The sequence below is a fragment of the Mesobacterium pallidum genome, from assembly GCF_019966535.1.
Lineage (GTDB): Bacteria > Pseudomonadota > Alphaproteobacteria > Rhodobacterales > Rhodobacteraceae > Mesobacterium > Mesobacterium pallidum.
Map to the genome: position 1 here is coordinate 1 of NZ_JAIMID010000027.1, position 16,650 is coordinate 16,650.

At 66.2% G+C, this 16,650-nt stretch carries 14 protein-coding genes; 10 read left to right on the forward strand and 4 right to left on the reverse strand.

Translation table 11 applies throughout. The features are described from left to right. The first annotated feature begins 317 nt into the window (after positions 1-317). The 3 genes from MF270_RS25090 to MF270_RS25100 all read left to right on the forward strand — a co-directional run bounded on the left by MF270_RS25090 (position 318) and on the right by MF270_RS25100 (position 4,456). Positions 318-2,468 (forward strand): malate synthase G, encoded by a 2,151-nt coding sequence (locus tag MF270_RS25090; protein WP_238368392.1) that lies wholly within the window; start codon positions 318-320, stop codon positions 2,466-2,468. A gap of 137 nt (positions 2,469-2,605) precedes the next feature. After that, positions 2,606-3,343, forward strand: coding sequence for a hypothetical protein (locus MF270_RS25095; RefSeq protein ID WP_238368393.1), 738 nt, complete (start codon positions 2,606-2,608; stop codon positions 3,341-3,343). Between the two features lie 285 nt (positions 3,344-3,628). Then, positions 3,629-4,456: a bifunctional allantoicase/(S)-ureidoglycine aminohydrolase gene (locus MF270_RS25100; RefSeq protein ID WP_238368394.1), complete on the forward strand. Its 828-nt coding sequence runs from the start codon at positions 3,629-3,631 to the stop codon at positions 4,454-4,456. Between the two features lie 50 nt (positions 4,457-4,506). Here the strand turns inward: MF270_RS25100 and MF270_RS25105 are convergent, their stop codons facing one another. Then, on the reverse strand, positions 4,507-5,922 hold the full coding sequence (locus MF270_RS25105) for a uracil-xanthine permease family protein (RefSeq protein WP_238368395.1): 1,416 nt from the start codon (positions 5,920-5,922) through the stop codon (positions 4,507-4,509). 370 nt (positions 5,923-6,292) lie between these two features. Here MF270_RS25105 and uraH point away from each other — a divergent pair, with 370 nt between their 5' ends. After that, positions 6,293-6,649 (forward strand): hydroxyisourate hydrolase, encoded by a 357-nt coding sequence (gene uraH, locus MF270_RS25110; RefSeq protein ID WP_238368396.1) that lies wholly within the window; start codon positions 6,293-6,295, stop codon positions 6,647-6,649. A gap of 260 nt (positions 6,650-6,909) precedes the next feature. On the opposite strand, the gene MF270_RS25115 is transcribed toward uraH, so the two are convergent. After that, positions 6,910-7,830 carry a LysR family transcriptional regulator gene (locus tag MF270_RS25115; protein ID WP_238368397.1) on the reverse strand — a complete coding sequence of 307 codons (921 nt, stop codon included), beginning with the start codon at positions 7,828-7,830 and terminating at the stop codon, positions 6,910-6,912. Between the two features lie 100 nt (positions 7,831-7,930). Between MF270_RS25115 and MF270_RS25120 the strand changes: the two genes are divergently transcribed. After that, positions 7,931-9,163, forward strand: coding sequence for a urate hydroxylase PuuD (locus tag MF270_RS25120; RefSeq protein ID WP_238368398.1), 1,233 nt, complete (start codon positions 7,931-7,933; stop codon positions 9,161-9,163). 374 nt (positions 9,164-9,537) lie between these two features. Here MF270_RS25120 and MF270_RS25125 read toward each other — a convergent pair whose 3' ends face one another. Continuing rightward, positions 9,538-10,053: a DUF2478 domain-containing protein gene (locus tag MF270_RS25125; protein WP_238368399.1), complete on the reverse strand. Its 516-nt coding sequence runs from the start codon at positions 10,051-10,053 to the stop codon at positions 9,538-9,540. A gap of 82 nt (positions 10,054-10,135) precedes the next feature. Here MF270_RS25125 and MF270_RS25130 point away from each other — a divergent pair, with 82 nt between their 5' ends. The 4 genes from MF270_RS25130 to MF270_RS25145 are packed head-to-tail and all read left to right on the forward strand — an operon-like array spanning position 10,136 to position 14,245. Continuing rightward, positions 10,136-11,005, forward strand: a complete 870-nt coding sequence (locus MF270_RS25130) for a formate dehydrogenase accessory sulfurtransferase FdhD (RefSeq protein ID WP_238368400.1) — start codon at positions 10,136-10,138, stop codon at positions 11,003-11,005. Continuing rightward, positions 11,002-11,631: a molybdenum cofactor guanylyltransferase MobA gene (mobA, locus tag MF270_RS25135; RefSeq protein WP_238368401.1), complete on the forward strand. Its 630-nt coding sequence runs from the start codon at positions 11,002-11,004 to the stop codon at positions 11,629-11,631. Before MF270_RS25130 ends, mobA begins: the two co-directional genes overlap by 4 nt. Continuing rightward, positions 11,628-12,119 carry a molybdopterin-guanine dinucleotide biosynthesis protein B gene (gene mobB, locus MF270_RS25140; RefSeq protein ID WP_238368402.1) on the forward strand — a complete coding sequence of 164 codons (492 nt, stop codon included), beginning with the start codon at positions 11,628-11,630 and terminating at the stop codon, positions 12,117-12,119. Before mobA ends, mobB begins: the two co-directional genes overlap by 4 nt. Next, positions 12,116-14,245, forward strand: coding sequence for a molybdopterin-binding protein (locus tag MF270_RS25145; RefSeq protein ID WP_238368403.1), 2,130 nt, complete (start codon positions 12,116-12,118; stop codon positions 14,243-14,245). Before mobB ends, MF270_RS25145 begins: the two co-directional genes overlap by 4 nt. A gap of 50 nt (positions 14,246-14,295) precedes the next feature. On the opposite strand, the gene MF270_RS25150 is transcribed toward MF270_RS25145, so the two are convergent. Further along, the gene (locus MF270_RS25150; RefSeq protein ID WP_238368404.1) at positions 14,296-14,523 is read right to left on the reverse strand and encodes a sulfurtransferase TusA family protein; all 228 of its coding nucleotides are present in this window, start codon (positions 14,521-14,523) and stop codon (positions 14,296-14,298) included. Positions 14,524-14,668: 145 nt separating this feature from the next. Between MF270_RS25150 and MF270_RS25155 the strand changes: the two genes are divergently transcribed. After that, positions 14,669-16,363 (forward strand): NAD(P)H-dependent oxidoreductase subunit E, encoded by a 1,695-nt coding sequence (locus MF270_RS25155; protein WP_238368405.1) that lies wholly within the window; start codon positions 14,669-14,671, stop codon positions 16,361-16,363. The last annotated feature ends 287 nt before the right edge of the window (positions 16,364-16,650 follow it).

A 16,650-nucleotide genomic window follows, 5' to 3' on the forward strand; every position in this document is an offset into this window, starting at 1 on the left:
GGTTCCCATGGCACGATCTCCTGATTAGATAACCCATTGGTTTCTAATAGGAGTCGCACTTCAAGGTAGCGCGCACCCGGCGCCTTGAAGACTCCGCGTAAGCCGGATTATGTTGACTGCGCACGCGGCTTGCGGCCATTTTCGCCTGATCGCCCATAATGCACGCAGCACCTTTCGTGTTCATTTGATAGTCCTTCTTTCTGCCACCCCGTAATTCTGCGCGATCAGAGACTGACGCCCGCCACCGGCTTGGGCTATAGCTTGGGCAACCGGCGCGACCGCGCCACGGATCCCACGACCAGACGCGAGGCCGCATCATGACCGCAGCACCCAAGACCTACCTTTCCCGCGGCGAATTGCAGGTGGCGCCCGAGCTGGCCGAGTTCCTCGAAACCAAAGCTCTGCCCGGCAGCGGGGTTGACCCGGACGCCTTCTGGGCGGGCCTGTCGCAGCTGGTGCATGACTTCGGGCCTCGCAACCGCGCCCTGCTGGCGAAACGCGAAGAGATCCAGAGCCAGATCGACGCCTGGCACATCGCCAACCGCGACACGCCCCATGACCGCGCCGCCTACAAGGCCTTCCTGCAAGAGATCGGCTACATCGTCCCCGAGGGCGACGATTTCCAGATCGGCACCGCCAACGTCGACCCCGAGATCGCGACCGTTCCCGGCCCGCAGCTGGTCGTGCCCGTCACCAATGCGCGGTTCGTCCTGAACGCCGCGAATGCCCGCTGGGGCAGCTTCTACGACGCGCTTTATGGCACCGACGCCATGGGCCCGGTGCCCTCGGGCAAGTTCGACGACGGTCGCGGCGCGCGGGTCGTGGCACGGGCGGCGGTGTTCCTGGACGAAACCTTCCCGCTGACCGGCACCAGCCACGTCAAGGCCACGCAATATTCGGTCAAGGACGGCGCGCTCACCGTGGACGGATCGGCGCTGAAGACCCCCGAGGCCTTCTTCGGCTACACCGGCGACGCGGCGAACCCGACGTCGGTCCTGTTGCGCAACAACGGGTTGCATGTCGAGCTGGTCTTTGATCGCGCCCACCCGATCGGCAAGACCACCCCTTCGGGCCTGGCTGACGTGCTGCTCGAATCGGCCATGTCCGCGATCATCGACTGCGAGGATTCCGTCGCCTGCGTCGATGCCGAGGACAAGACGCTCGCCTATTCCAACTGGCTGGGCCTGATGCAGGGCAACCTCGAAGAGACCTTCGAGAAGGGCGGCAAGACAATGACCCGCCGCCTGAACGCCGACCGGACCTACACCGCGCCGGACGGGTCGGATCTGACGCTCAAGGGCCGGTCGCTGCTGCTGGTGCGCAATGTCGGCCACCTGATGACCAACCCCGCGATCCTCGACCGCGAGGGCGGCGAGATCTACGAGGGGCTGATGGACGCGATGATCACTGCGCTCATCGCCCGCCACGACCTGAACAAGACCGCCGGCCCCCGCAACTCGGTCGCCGGGTCGGTCTATGTCGTCAAGCCCAAGATGCACGGCCCCGAAGAGGTCGCCTTTGCCGACATGGTCTTTACCCATGTCGAACACGTGCTCGGCCTGCCGAAATACACCGTCAAGCTGGGCATCATGGACGAAGAGCGGCGGACGAGCGTCAACCTCAAGGAATGCATCCGGGCGGCGCAGAACCGCGTCTGCTTCATCAACACGGGCTTCCTTGACCGCACGGGGGACGAAATCCACACCTCGATGGAGGCGGGTCCGTTCTCCCGCAAGGATTTCATCAAGCGCAAGGGCTGGATCACGGCCTACGAGAACCAGAACGTCGACATCGGCCTTGAATGCGGGCTGTCGGGCCGGGCGCAGATCGGCAAGGGCATGTGGGCCATGCCCGACAAGATGGCCGCGATGCTGGAACAGAAGATCGAACACCCCCGCGCCGGGGCGAACTGCGCCTGGGTCCCCTCGCCCACCGCGGCGACGCTGCACGCGACCCATTACCACAAGGTCGACGTGATGGCGGTGCAGGCGGACCTCGCGAAAGGCGGCCGCCGCGCCTATGTCGAGGCGCTGCTGGACATCCCGCTGGCCACCTACCGCGCCTGGACGCCCGCGCAAATCCGCCGCGAGGTCGAGAACAACGCGCAGGGCATCCTGGGCTATGTCGTGCGCTGGATCGACCAGGGGGTCGGGTGTTCGAAGGTGCCGGACATCAACAACGTCGGCCTGATGGAAGACCGCGCGACCTGCCGGATCTCGGCCCAGCACATCGCCAACTGGCTGCACCATGGCGTGGTCAGCCGGCAGGAGGTGTCACAGATCATGCAGCAGATGGCCGAGGTGGTGGACGGCCAGAACGCGGGCGATCCGCTCTACGCGCCCATGGCGCCGGGGTTCGACGGGGTGGCCTACCAGGCGGCGTGTGATCTGGTGTTCGAAGGCCGCGTCCAGCCCTCGGGCTACACGGAGCCGGTGCTGCATCGGCGGCGGTTGGAGTTGAAGGGGTGAGGGGGGAGGCGGACGAAATGATCCTTTGCTGCACTCGCAGGGTGTTTGGATAACCACTTGACCTCCTGAAACCTAAACGCTCCTGGAGAATCTCCGTTTGAGGCAGGATCGTTCCCATACATTCTTAGGAGGCCAGATTGACCAAGTATTTGTTCAATCCTGAAAAACTCCCAATGCTCCTAGTGATAAACCCCACCTCTGGCATCCAGATAGACTTGGAAGATTGTAGAATGGAGGCTTTTCGCATCATGCATTACACAATAGGAAGCCGCGCCGTTGCAAAGGCTATTGCCGAAGAAAAAGTTCGGAAATTGAAGCTACCTTGGCGAAAACTGGATGGATTTGAAAAAGGCAATCAGCTCCAAAAATTAATGTACAATTATGTCGAAGTGGAAGTGCAAAGAGTCTTGCTTTTGCTTGCAATTAATATCCGGAACTTAGACGATGCTGCATTGCAAGAGAACAGAGCCGGACCAATGGTTGGTATCGGACGCCGCGCGGAAGAGAGAATTGAAAAGATAAAAGAAGAACTGCGGGTAATATCGAGGACTAGAAGTGGCTTCATTGCCTCGGGGGTTGAAGGTGAGGGAGGAAGCTGTAGGACTGTTACTCTTAGTCTCAGAGAGGTCTGCAATAAGGTCATTCATGTTGAAGACATGCATTTTCATGGCTCTTCGGAGAGCGCGGTAGAGACTGATCTAGTAGGCGTCGGCTTCATTTCCCAATATGTGCATTTGACCGGCAGCCGAAACTCCATTCCCTGGAATGTTAGCCTTGATCTGCTCAATTTTTTAAGCTGCGCTTGCGCGTATTTTGACAAGTATGAAGAATTACAAGCCATCTGGAACAGGAACAATCCCTTCAGGAGCAAATAGTAATCGCGCCGACAATGGTCTGAAGGTGAAAGCTCGTCAATGTGACCTGACTTGCGCGCTAAAGAGCGAGCTCGACGCTTCAATGCTATTGCAGCCTTGGCGAGAGTCCGTAATGACATGATCACCGCAGTATAGAGAATGGTTTGTCAGGGTGCGTTTCGGATCGAAACCTGAAACCACCTCCCCCCACTTTCAAATCTTCCCAAACACACCTGTCCGCACATCCCCGCTGGCCCCCTCGGCTCCCCCATGCGACACTCCCCCGACACCAGCAAAGGAGCCCGCATGTCCGCCCCCTATTACGCCCCGCATGGCGGCCACCCCGGCCAGGACCAGCTGCTGACCGACCGCGCGATCTTTACCGAGGCCTATGCGGTCATTCCCAGGGGCACGATGCGGGATATCGTGACCAGTTTCCTGCCCGGCTGGACCGACACGCGGCTCTGGGTCATCGCCCGGCCGCTCTCGGGCTTTGCCGAGACGTTCAGCCAGTACATCATGGAGGTGCAGCCCGGCGGCGGCTCGGACCAGCCGGAAACCGACCCGGAGGCGCAGGGGGTGCTGTTCGTGGTCGAGGGGACCGCGACGCTCGAGGTGAACGGCGCGACGCATCAGCTGACCCCCGGCGGCTATGCCTACCTGCCGCCCTCCTCGGGCTGGCGGCTGCATAACCGGGGCGACGAGGCCCTGCGCTTTCACTGGATCCGCAAGGCCTACCAGCCCGCGCCGGGCATCGAGACTCCCGAGGTGCTGATCCTCAACGAAAAGGACATCACCCCGTCTGAGATGCCCGGCACCAACGGCACCTGGGCCACGACGCGGTTCGTCGACCCCAGCGATCTGCGCCACGACATGCATGTCACCATCGTGACCTTCCAGCCGGGCGGCGTGATCCCCTTTCTCGAGACGCATGTGATGGAGCATGGGCTTTACGTGCTGGAAGGCAAGGCCGTTTACCGGCTGAACAACGACTGGGTCGAGGTCGAGGCCGGCGATTTCATGTGGCTGCGCGCCTTCTGCCCGCAGGCCTGCTATGCCGGGGGGCCGGGGCCGTTCCGCTACCTGCTCTACAAGGACGTCAACCGGCATATGCCGCTGCGGCCGATGCGGTAAGGTGAACGGGCGCCCCGGGGGGCGCCCGCTGTCGGTTCAGGCAAGGGGGGTCATTCGCCGGGCAGGGACCCCGTCCCGTGACCGGATAAACCGCCCGAGACCTCCTCGGTCGACTCGCTGGCCAGTTCCTCGGGCAGGACCAGGTTCAGCACGATGGCGATCAGCGCGGCGGGCAGGATGCCGGAGGTCGCCAGCACCTTGAGCGTCGCGGGCAGGTATTGCAGCGCATCGGGTTCCAGCTGAAGCCCGAGGCCGAGGCTCAGGGCGATGGCAAAGATCACCATGTTGCGGCGGTTCCAGTTCACGTCCGACAGCATCGAGATGCCGGCGGCCACGACCATGCCGAACATGACGATGACGCCGCCGCCCAGCACCTCGATCGGGACCGAGGAGATGATGGCGCCGATCTTGGGCACCAGCCCGCAGAGGATCAGGAAGATCCCGCCGATGGTGACCACGTGGCGGCTCATGACGCCGGTCATGGCGATGAGGCCGACGTTCTGGCTGAACGAGGTGTTGGGCAGCGCGCCGAAGAGGCCCGAGACCGCGGTGCCCAGACCGTCGGCGAAGGTCGCGCCCTGGATCTCCTTGTCCGTCGCCTCGCGCCCGGCGCCGCCCTTGGTGATGCCGCTGACGTCTCCGACCGTTTCCACGGCCGACACGACGCCCATGAGGCAGAAGCCGATGATCGCCGCGACCGAGAATTCGAGGCCGAAATGCAGCGGGTTCGGCAGGGCAAAGCTGGCCGCGCGGCCCACGTTGCCCAGGTTCACCTGGCCCAGTACGAAGGCCAGAGCGTAGCCCGCCAGCAGCCCCACCAGCACGGCCGAGATCGACAGCATCCCGCGGGTGAAGAACTTGAGCGCCAGCGTGACGATGATCACCGTGCCCGCCATCAGCCAGTTGATGCCAGAGCCGTATTCGGCCGTGCCGATGGCCGGAACGCCCCCGGCCGCGTACTGGATGCCGACCTTGACCAGCGCGAGGCCGATCATGGTGACGACAAGGCCGGTGACCAGCGGCGGAAGGGCAAAGCGCAACTTGCCGATGAAGAGGCCGAGGCAGGCATGGAACAGACCACCCACGAGGATGCCGCCCATCAGCACCGCGATGGCGTCGACGCCCTTGCCCGCGACCAGCGGGATCATGATCGGGATGAAGGCAAAGCTGGTGCCCTGCACGATCGGCAGCTTGGCGCCCACGGGGCCGATGCCGATGGTCTGGATCAGCGTCGCGATGCCGGCAAAGAACATCGACATCTGGATCATGTAGATCATCTGTGGAAAATCGGGACTGTTCGAGCCGAAGCCGAAACCGGCGGCGCCGCAGACGATGATCGCCGGCGTCACGTTGCTGACGAACATCGCCAGCACGTGCTGGATGCCAAGCGGGATCGCGGTGGCAAGGGGCGGGGTGTAATCCGGATCGCGCAGCTGTTCCGGCGTTCCGATGGAGGCATCGGCCATGAGGTGTCCTTCCTGTTTGTCCCGGTCCGGCTTTGGCGCCGGATCGATGTTGCTCCGATCCTTGGGCGGTGCCTTGAGCGTCCGGCCAAGCGGCGCCCCTGTCGAGCGCCGCGTGGACCTGGCGGCCCATTTTCGCGGCAAGTGACGCGCATTTCGGCACAGGCCCTGCCCGCCCTACGGGAAACCGCCGCCGCACGGGACCGCCCCGCCCCCGGTTTTCGGATGAAACGAGGATAAACCATAAAATCGCGGAGGCTTTTCAAAAAATGCCGAAAGGAGCCTTTTGTCGCCTTCGTTTGCCTGTGGCGCGACGGGGAGGATACAAGGGTCCTGCGCCACTCACGGCCCCAGCCACTCACGGACCCCGCACATGACCGGCTATCTCACGACCCATGTCCTCGACACTGCCCGCGGCTGCCCGGCCGAGGGGATCAAGATTGCGCTCTACCGGGTCACGGGCAATTCGCACAAGAAGATCGCCGAGACGGTGACCAATGACGACGGGCGCACCGACGCGCCGATCCTGCCGGCGGACAAGTTCAAGACCGGGACCTACGAGCTGGTGTTCTTTGCCGGCGATTACCTGCGCGCGACGGGCCAGGTAGAGGGCGAGGTGCTGTTCCTCGACCAGGTGCCGATCCGCTTCGGCATGTCGGACCCGGCGGCGCATTACCACGTGCCGCTGTTGCTGTCGCCCTACGGGATGAGCACGTATCGCGGGAGTTGAGCGGGGGCGCACCCAACCCGACTTCCACTCGCGTTCTTTTGCCCATCAATGCCAAGACCACCCCTCTCCGCCAAAGCGCTGAGGGCAGTGCCGACACGCGGGGTGGCGTGAAGCGCCGCCCCCGGGGGGGGGCGTGTCGGCGCTGCCCGGCCCAAGGCCGGGCGGAACAGTTGCTAGGTCTCGGCGTCACTTCTGCCGCTTCGCTAATGGCGCGGTTTGAATGAGTATTTGAGGAATAATGAAAGCAGGGGCCCGACCCCCTACCCCACCGCTCCGCTGTCCCGCACCGCCGCGCCGATCCGGTCGATGACGAACTCCATGAACAGCCGCGTCTTGGGGTCCTGCCGCCGCCGGTGGGTGTAAAGACAGGCCATCTGGATCGGCTCGGGCGGCGTCGCCTCGGCCACCGGGACCAGCGCGCCCGAGCGCAGGTGCTCGGCGATCTCGAAGACGGGCTTCAGTGCGATGCCGTGCCCGGCGAGGGCCCAGTCGGTCAGCACGTCGCCATCATCGGATTCGAACCGGCCCGAGACGCGGAACCGCTGCGGGCCTTCGGGGGTGCTGAGCCGCCACTGGAACTCGGTCGCGCCGGGAAAGCGCAGGCTGAGGCATTCGTGCCCCTCCGCCAACAGCGCGGCGCCATCGGCCGGCATCCCCCGTGCGGCCACGTAGGACGGCGCGGCGCACAGCACGCGCGGCACGTCGGCGATCTTGCGGATGCGCAAGGTACTGTCCTCGGGCTGGCCAAGGAAAAAGGCCAGGTCCAGCCCCTCGGTCGTCAGGTCCACCTTGCGGTCGGTCAGCCGCAGGCGCACGCTGACCTCGGGGTATTCCGCCAGGAACGCCGGCACCTGCGGCGCGATCAGCCGCCGCCCGGCCCCCAACGGCGCGGCGACGTAGAGCGAGCCGCGCAGGTTCTCGGTCAGGTTGACGATCTGCGCCTCGGCCGATTCCACAGCCTCGAGGATATCCGTCGCGCCGCGATAGAACGCCTGCCCCTGCTCGGTCGGGGTCAGGCTGCGCGTGGTGCGCTGGAACAGGCGCACGCCCAGGTGCTCCTCGAGCTGCGAGATCCGCGAGGACGTGACCGCCGGGGAAATGCGCAGATCGCGCCCGGCGGCGGACATGCTGCCCAATTCGTAGACACGCACGAAGGTGCGGATATTGTCGAGATAGGACATTATCTTGTTATTTTTGATGCTGCTTGGTCTTTACCAGCGATAGCAGAGCAATTTCGCCTCGCCTAGACTGGCGGCGACAACGCATCCGAGGGGACAACGCATGTACGACATGGCCATCTTATGGGACTGGATCGCCTTTTGTGTCCGATGGCTGCACGTGATCACGGCGATGGCCTGGATCGGGGCGTCCTTCTATTTCATCGCGCTGGACCTGATGCTGAAACCGGCCCCCGACATGCCCGAAGGCGCCTATGGCGAGGAATGGGAGGTGCATGGCGGCGGCTTCTACCACACGACCAAGTACCTGGTGGCGCCCGACCGCCTGCCCGAGCACCTGACCTGGCACAAATGGCAAAGCTATTCGACGTGGCTCTCGGGCGCGGCGCTGCTCATGATCGTCTACTGGGTGGGCGGAGAGCTGTTCCTGATCGACCCGGCCAAGGCGGATCTCGCGCTGTGGCAGGCGGTGCTGATCTCGGGCGGGTCGCTGACCATCGGCTGGCTGGCCTATGACGCGCTCTGCAAGTCCAAGCTGGGCGAAAGCCCCACGACGCTCATGCTGATCCTCTTCGCGATCCTCGTGGTGATGTCCTGGGGCTACAACCAGGTCTTCACCGGCCGCGCGGCGCTCTTGCACCTTGGCGCGTTTACCGCGTCGATCATGACCGGCAACGTGTTCTTCCAGATCATGCCGAACCAGCGCATCGTGGTGGCCGACCTCAAGGCCGGGCGGAAACCCGACGCCAAGTACGGCAAGATCGCCAAGCTGCGGTCGACCCACAACAACTACCTGACGCTGCCGGTCGTCTTCCTGATGCTGTCGAACCACTACCCGCTGGCCTTCGGCACGCAATACGCCTGGATCATCGCGTCGCTGATCTTCCTGACCGGGGTGACGATCCGGCATTACTTCAACACCATGCACAAGACCGGCAAGGGGCCGCTCTGGACCTGGCTGGTGACCGCGCTGCTGATGGTGCTGATCGCCTGGCTGTCGACCTTTCAGACGGGTGAGACCTACGACGAAAGCGAGGCGCGCGCCCTGTCGCCACAGGAACAGAAGTTCGCCGAGGCCGAGGGGTTCGAGGACGCCTTCTACGCCGTGGTTGGCAATTGCTCGATGTGCCACGCGCGCGAGCCCTCGTGGGACGGGCTGCACTGGGCCCCCAAGGGGGTCTACCTGGAAACACAGGCCGATGTCGCCCGCCATGCCAGCCAGATCTACCTGCAGGCCGGCCGCAGCCACGCCATGCCGCCGCCGAACGCGATCCAGATGGAGCCCGAGGCGCGCGAGCTGATCGTCGCCTGGGTCCGCGAGGTGCGCGGGAACTGACGCGCCGGCGGTTTTGGCTGGATGCGGGAGCGAGGGGCCAGCCCCTCGCGCCGCAGGTGCGGCACCAAAAAGATGCGAGGGGCGCTGCCCCTCGCGCTCCCCGAGGTATTTCGGGGCCAAAGAAGGACCAATCAGCCCTTTGCCCTGCGGTCTGCTTCTCAAGGCAGGCGTAGTAGATGAGGGGCGCTGCCCCTCAAACTCCCCGAGGTATTTGGAAAACAATGAAGGGGGATCAGCCGCCCTGCTTTCATCTTTCTGAAAATATGCACTGCAAGGCTTCGGCCTTGCGCAACGCTGGTGAAAGGCGCCTCGCACGTCCTTTCACTTTTCCTCAAATACTCAAATCCCGCCCGCACCGCAGGCGCGTCGCCCGATCAGACCGCCGAGGCCTCGGCCGCCTTCGCCCGGCACCAGTCGATCACGGCGGCGGCGTCCTGCGGCAGGCGTGTGGCCATGCCCTCGGCCCAGGCCTCGAACCCGTCGACATTGCCGCCGTTGACCGCCGTCAGCACCGGCACGCCGCGGGTCAGCGCCTCGCCCATCAGCGGGCGGAAGCCGCGCCCGTCCAGCTCCTGCTTGCCGAACTTGTTGACTACCAGCAGGTCGGCACCGGCATCCAGCCCCGCCGCGACCAGCCCGACCGCCTGTTCCAGCCCGTTCGGGTCCAGCCGGCAGCCGCGCGACAGCGCCCCAAGGTCCTGGCTGATGCGCACGACGTTTTCGCCCGACAGGATATGCAGATCCATCTGGCACTTCTTGCTCGGGTCGATGTCCACGTTGACCTGAACCGCCCCGGCAACGCGCAGACCCGACGCACGCAGCGCCATCGCCACCTCGCGCATCAACTCGTCGGCCGCCCCCCGGCCCGTCGCCACCACGTATCCCAGCATGGGCTCCCCCCTTGCACATCGCCTGACCGATCTACAAGATGACACTCCGAAGCGAAAGTCACTCTCCCGCGAAAGGCCCCCCATGCGCGCGCCCGACCTGCCGCTCCTGCCCGATCCTGCCGCCCCGGGCCTGACCCGTGCCGTCACCGGAACCGACCAGACCGGCGCCACCGTCGAGGTGAGCGTCGTCGAGGAGCGCCCGCTGACGATCTACCTCAACCGGCAGGAAGTCGTCACCGCCATGACCATCGGCGATTACCCCGAGTACCTGGCGCTGGGGTTCCTGCGCAACCAGGGGATGTTGCTGGCCGATGACGAGGTGACCGGCGTCGATTACGACGACGAGATCGAGACGGTGGTGGTGCGGACGGTGCGGCAGACCTCCTACGAAGAGAAGATGCGACGCAAGACCCGCACCAGCGGCTGCGCGGTGGGCACCGTCTTTGGCGACATGATGGAGGGGCTGGAGGGGCTGACCCTGCCTGCGGCCGAGCTGCGCACCTCGTGGCTCTACGCGCTGGCGCGGCAGATCAACACGACCCCGTCGCTCTATCTCCAGGCAGGCGCGATCCATGGCACGGTGCTGTGCCAGGGCGACAAGCCCTTGGTCTACATGGAGGATGTCGGCCGCCACAACGCGGTCGACAAGATCGCCGGGTTCATGTTCCGGCACGGGATCACGCCCGAGGACAAGATCCTTTACACCACCGGGCGGCTCACCTCCGAGATGGTGATCAAATGCGCGCTGATGGGCATTCCGGTGCTGGCGTCGCGCTCGGGCTTCACGGCCTGGGGGGTGGAAATCGCCCGACAGGTCGGGCTCACCTGCATCGGCCGGATGCGCGGCAAGCGGTTCACCTGCCTCAGCGGAGAGGAACGGCTGGTGCGCGACATCGACCCGGAGTCTATCCCCGACGAGCCGCGCAAATCGGCGCGGAAGGCGGCGGAATGAAGCAGCCGCTCGGCGTGATCCTGGCGGGCGGCCAGGCGACCCGCATGGGCGGGGGCGACAAGGCCCTGCTGACGCTCGGCGGCCAGACCCTGCTGGCCCGGGTCGAAGAGCGGCTGGCCCCGCAGGTCGCTGATGTGGCGCTGAATGCCAACGGCGATCCGGAACGGTTTGGCGCCTTTGGTCTGCCGGTCATTGCAGACACGATACAGGGCTTTCCGGGGCCCCTGGCCGGTGTGCTCGCCGGTCTCGACTGGGCCGCGACCCAAGGCGCCGAGGCCATCGTGACCGTCGCCGCCGACACGCCCTTCTTTCCCTGCGACCTCGTCCCGCGCCTGCTGCTGGCCTCCGAAGGGCAGACGCATTCGCTGGTGCTGGCCGCGACCAAGGGCGATGCCGAGACGAAATCGAAATCCCGCTCGGGCCTCATTCGTCACCCCACCTTCGGTCTCTGGCCGGTGGCGCTGCGCGACGACCTGCGGGACGCGCTGCAAGGCGGGCTGAAAAAGGTCGTCCTCTGGACCGACCGGCACGGGGGCCGCGAATGCCTCTTCCCGTCGGACCCCTTCGATCCCTTCTTCAACGTCAACACGCCCGAGGACCTCGCCCGCGCCGAGGCGCTGGCATGAGGATCTATGGCGTCACCGGCTGGAAGAACGCCGGCAAGACCGGGCTGATGGAGAGGCTGGTGGCTGAATTCACCGCGCGCGGCCTGACGGTCTCGACCGTCAAGCACGCGCATCATTCCACCGACGTGGACCAGCCCGGCACGGATTCCCATCGCCACCGGCAGGCGGGCGCGGGGCAGGTGCTGCTGGCCTCGCCAAACCGCTGGGCGCTGATGACCGAGCTGCGCGGGGCCGATGAGCCGCCGCTGGCGGAGCTGCTGACCCAGCTCGCCCCCTGCGACCTGGTGCTGGTCGAAGGCTACAAGCAGGCGCCCCACCCCAAGGTCGAGGCCTGGCGTGTCGAAAACGCCAAGCCCCCCATCGCCGAGACCAACCCCACCATCCGCGCCCTCGCCATCAAGGGAGAGGTCACGACCCCCCTGCCCCGGCTCGATCTCGACGACACCGCCGCGATTGCCGATTTCATCTGGGCGGAGGTGACCCGGTGAGTTTCGACACGATCGTCGTCGTGGACTGGTCCGGCGCGGCCACGCCTTCGCCCGCGCGCCCTTCGGCCGATGCGATCTGGATCGGCGTGGCCCGGCACGGAGACGGCCCCGCCTCGGCCAGCTACCACCGCACGCGCGACGACGCATGTCAGTCTCTACACGGGCTGTTCGAGGCTGAAATCGCCGCCGGTCGTCGCGTGTTGGCGGGCTTCGATTTCCCCTTCGCCTACCCGGTCGGCTTTGCTCGCGCGCTCACCAACTCCGACGACCCACTTGGCCTCTGGCCGGCGCTCGCAGCCCGGATCGAGGACGGGCCGGACAATGCCAACAACCGCTTTGCCGCCGCCGCTGCGCTGAACGATCTCTTTCCCGGTCTCGGCCCCTTCTGGGGCTGCCCAAGCACCTTCGACGACCCGCGCCTGCCGCCGAAAGGCACCGCGCGCCATGGCCACGGCCTGCCCGAACGGCGCAGCTGCGAAGGCGCCCCGGGTGCGCAGCCCTGCTGGAAGCTCTACACGACCGGCTCCGTCGGCTCCCAGGCGCTGCTCGGCATTCCCCGCCTGCAGGCCCTGCGGGATGCCTTCGGCGGCACCCTCTCCGTCCGCCCCTTCCAAACCCACGAGACGCCGATCACGCTGGTCGAGCTTTTCCCCTCGCTGATCGCGAAAACAGTCTCTGACATGGCCGAAACAGGCGAAATCAAGGACCGTGCCCAGGTCCGTATCCTGGCCGAAACCCTGCGCGCGCTCGACCCCGCCACGCTCGACGCCATGACCCGCGAAGGCGATGCCGTCGAAGGTCACATCCTCGGCCTCGGCCACGAGGCGGTGCTGGATCAAGCCGCCCGCCGGGCCCTGTCGCCGCTGACCCCGCCCCGGCTCAAGGACGATTGCTTTACCATGCCACAGGGCGTCGACTGGGTGCCGGTGGATGCCGCGCTCGACAAACTGCGCGCCGCCCTCGCTCCGATCACCGACCGCGAGACCCTGCCCACGGCCCGGGCCGGCGGCCGTGTACTGGCCACGTCGGTTACCGCCCGGCGCTCCAACCCGCCGCGCCCTAATTCGGCCGTGGACGGCTACGGCTTTGCCCATGCCGCCACCGGCCCGGGCGTGCAGCGCCTGCCGCTTGTCGCCGGTCGCGCCGCCGCCGGCCAGCCCTATGCGCACGCGGTCCCCGAGGGCCACGCCATCCGCATCCTCACCGGTGCGATCCTGCCCGACGGCGTGGACACGGTCGTGCTCGAGGAAGACACCGCGACCGACGGCACGACTGTCGCGTTCGACGGCCCCGTCAAACCCTTCGCCAACACCCGCAAGGCGGGCGAGGACGTGACCGAAGGCGCCGAGGCCCTGCCCGCCGGCCATCGCCTCCGCGCCCCCGACCTCGCCCTGCTCTCGGCGCTCGGCATCGGCGCGGTCGAGACGCTGCGCCCCCTGCGCATCGCGGTCCTGTCCACGGGCGACGAGCTGATCGGAGACCCCGCCGCCCCCGCCCGGCCGCACCAGATCTATGACGCCAACCGGCCGATGCTGCTGGAGCTGGCGCGCAACTGGGGCTGCGCGGCGGTCGATCTGGGACATGCGCCGGATGACAGGGCCGAGATCGCCCGCCGGCTGGACGACGGCGCGGCCAAGGCCGACCTGATCCTCACCTCCGGCGGCGCCTCGGCGGGGGACGAAGACCACGTCTCCGCCCTGCTGCGCCAACGCGCCAACCTCCAGGCCTGGCGCATCGCGCTGAAACCCGGCCGCCCGCTGGCGTTGGCGCTGTGGCAGGGCGTGCCGGTCTTCGGCCTGCCCGGCAACCCGGTCGCGGCGCTGGTCTGCGCGCTGATCTTCGCGCGCCCTGCCGTGTCGCTGATGTCGGGCGCGGGGTGGACCACGCCGCTGGCCATGACGGTTCCAGCGGCGTTTACGAAGCGCAAGAAGCCGGGCCGCCGCGAATACCTGCGCGCGCGGCTCACGCCCGAAGGCCATGCGGAGGTCTTCAAATCCGAAGGGTCGGGACGCATCTCGAGCCTCAGCTGGGCCACCGGCCTTGTCGAACTGCCGGACGAGGCGGTCGAGATCGCGCCCGGCACCCCGGTGGGCTTCCTGCCCTACGCGGGCTTCGGGATCACCTGATCCCTTTCATTATTCCATAAATACTCAAGATCCGACCGGAGACTCCGGGCTCAAACCTTGCGGATGTAATACACCTGCACCGCGCCCTCATCCCCCTGCCCGGCCAGCTCGTGCCCGCTTTCCGCACAGAAATGCGGCACGTCGATCACCGCCGCCGGATCGTCCGCCAGCACGCGCAGCACCTGGCCCGGCTGCAACCCCTGCAGCCGCTTGCGCGCCTTCAGCACCGGCAGCGGGCACAAAAGACCCACCGCATCAAGCTCGTGATCGTACTCCATGGCGCCTGAATACCGCGCCCACATGGCCCCGTCCACGGCAAGTTTGATAGGGATTCTCTATCGATCAACGGAACTGCGATATTGACCATGCATCAACGGGCCCGCAGAACCCCGCAAACCATTGCAAGATTCAAAGAGGCGCGACATGGCACTCGACCAGCAAAAGGGCATCTGGACCTCGGGGCGCGGGGGCGGCAAGGGCCGGCACACGCCCAAGGGCCGGCAGCTTGACGACCAGGCCTGGGCCGAGGTCCGCGCGCTGCTGGGCGACCGACCCCGCAACCGCGACCTGCTGATCGAATTTCTGCATCTCGTGCAGGACGCCTACGGCCACCTTTCGGCCGCCCATCTGCGGGCGCTGGCCGAGGAACTGCGCCTTTCGATGGCCGAGGTCTGGGAGGTCGCGACCTTCTACGCCCATTTCGACGCGGTGCGCGAGGACGACACCCCGCCGCCCGACCTGACGATCCGCGTCTGCGACTCGCTATCGTGCGAACTGGCCGGGTCGGAACAGCTCTTCGACGCACTCACCGCCGGGCACGATCCGTCGAAAATCCGCGTGCTGCGCGCCCCCTGCATGGGCCGCTGCGACACCGCCCCCGTGGCCGAGATCGGCCATCGCCATGTCGACCACGCCACGCCGGACCTGATCCAGGCCACCCTCGACGCGGGCGATTTCCACCCGGTCATGCCCGCCTACGAAACCTTCGACGCCTATGTTGCTGGTGGCGGCTATGCCGAGCTGAAGACGCTGCGCGACGGCGGCGACTGGGAAGCGGTGCAGGAAACCCTGCTGACCGCCGGCCTGCGCGGCCTGGGCGGCGCCGGTTTCCCCTCGGGCAAGAAATGGGGCTTCGTGCGCGCCAACCCCGGCCCGCGCTACCTGGCCGTCAACGGCGACGAGGGCGAGCCGGGCACCTTCAAGGACCGCTACTACCTCGAGCGCAATCCGCACCTGATGCTCGAAGGGATGCTGATCGCCGCCTGGGCGGTCGAGGCGGAAAAGTGCTTCATCTACATGCGCGACGAATACCCGGCCGTGCTGAAGATCCTCAGGGCGGAGATCGCCGCGCTGGAAGCGGCGGGCCTCGTGGAGCCTGGCTACATCGACCTGCGCCGCGGCGCGGGCGCCTATATCTGCGGCGAAGAATCCGCGATGATCGAATCGATCGAGGGCAAGCGCGGCCTGCCCCGCCTGCGCCCGCCCTACGTGGCGCAGGTCGGCATCTTCAACCGCCCGACGCTGGTGCATAACGTGGAAACCCTGCACTGGATCGCCCGCATCTGCCGCGAGGGGGACGAGGTGCTTTCGGGCACCGAACACAATGGCCGCAAGGGGCTCCGCAGCTACTCGCTGTCGGGCCGGGTGGCCAATCCGGGCGTCTACCTGCTGCCCGCCGGCACCACGATTTCCGAACTGATCGCCGCCGCCGGGGGCATGGCCGAGGGGCATGTCTTCAAGGCCTACCAGCCCGGCGGGCCCTCTTCGGGGCTGCTGCCGGCCTCGATGGACGACATTCCGCTCGACTTCGACACGCTGCAACCGCATGGCACCTTCATCGGCTCTGCCGCCGTGGTGGTCCTGTCGGACAAGGACAGCGCCCGTGACGCCGCGCTGAACATGCTGCGCTTCTTCGAGGATGAAAGCTGCGGTCAGTGCACCCCCTGCCGGGTCGGCTGCGAAAAGGCGGTCAAGCTGATGCAGGCCGACAGCTGGGACCAGCCGCTGCTCGAGGATCTCTGCACCGTGATGGTCGACGCCTCGATCTGCGGGCTGGGCCAGGCGGCGCCGAACCCGATCAAGATGGTGATCAAGCACTTCCCCGAGGAAATCGGATGATCTGCCTTTCATCTTTCCACAAATATGCATCCCCGGCCCGCCCCACCGCGCGGCCGCTGGCGATGACGCGCGCCCCGGCCCCTTCACTTTTCTCCAAATACTCACATCGCGCTCTCGACACGCGCGACGCCTGCATAGGGGCTCCGGAACATCAACCGGCCCGCCCGGCCTCGGGCCGGGCAGCCCCCGACCGCCCCCCCGGGCGGGGGCTTCTCCCCCGCCCGCGGCCGGGGGCAGCCCTCAGCTCTATCGCCGCACCCGTAGGGACAAGGTCTTGCAGCAACCGG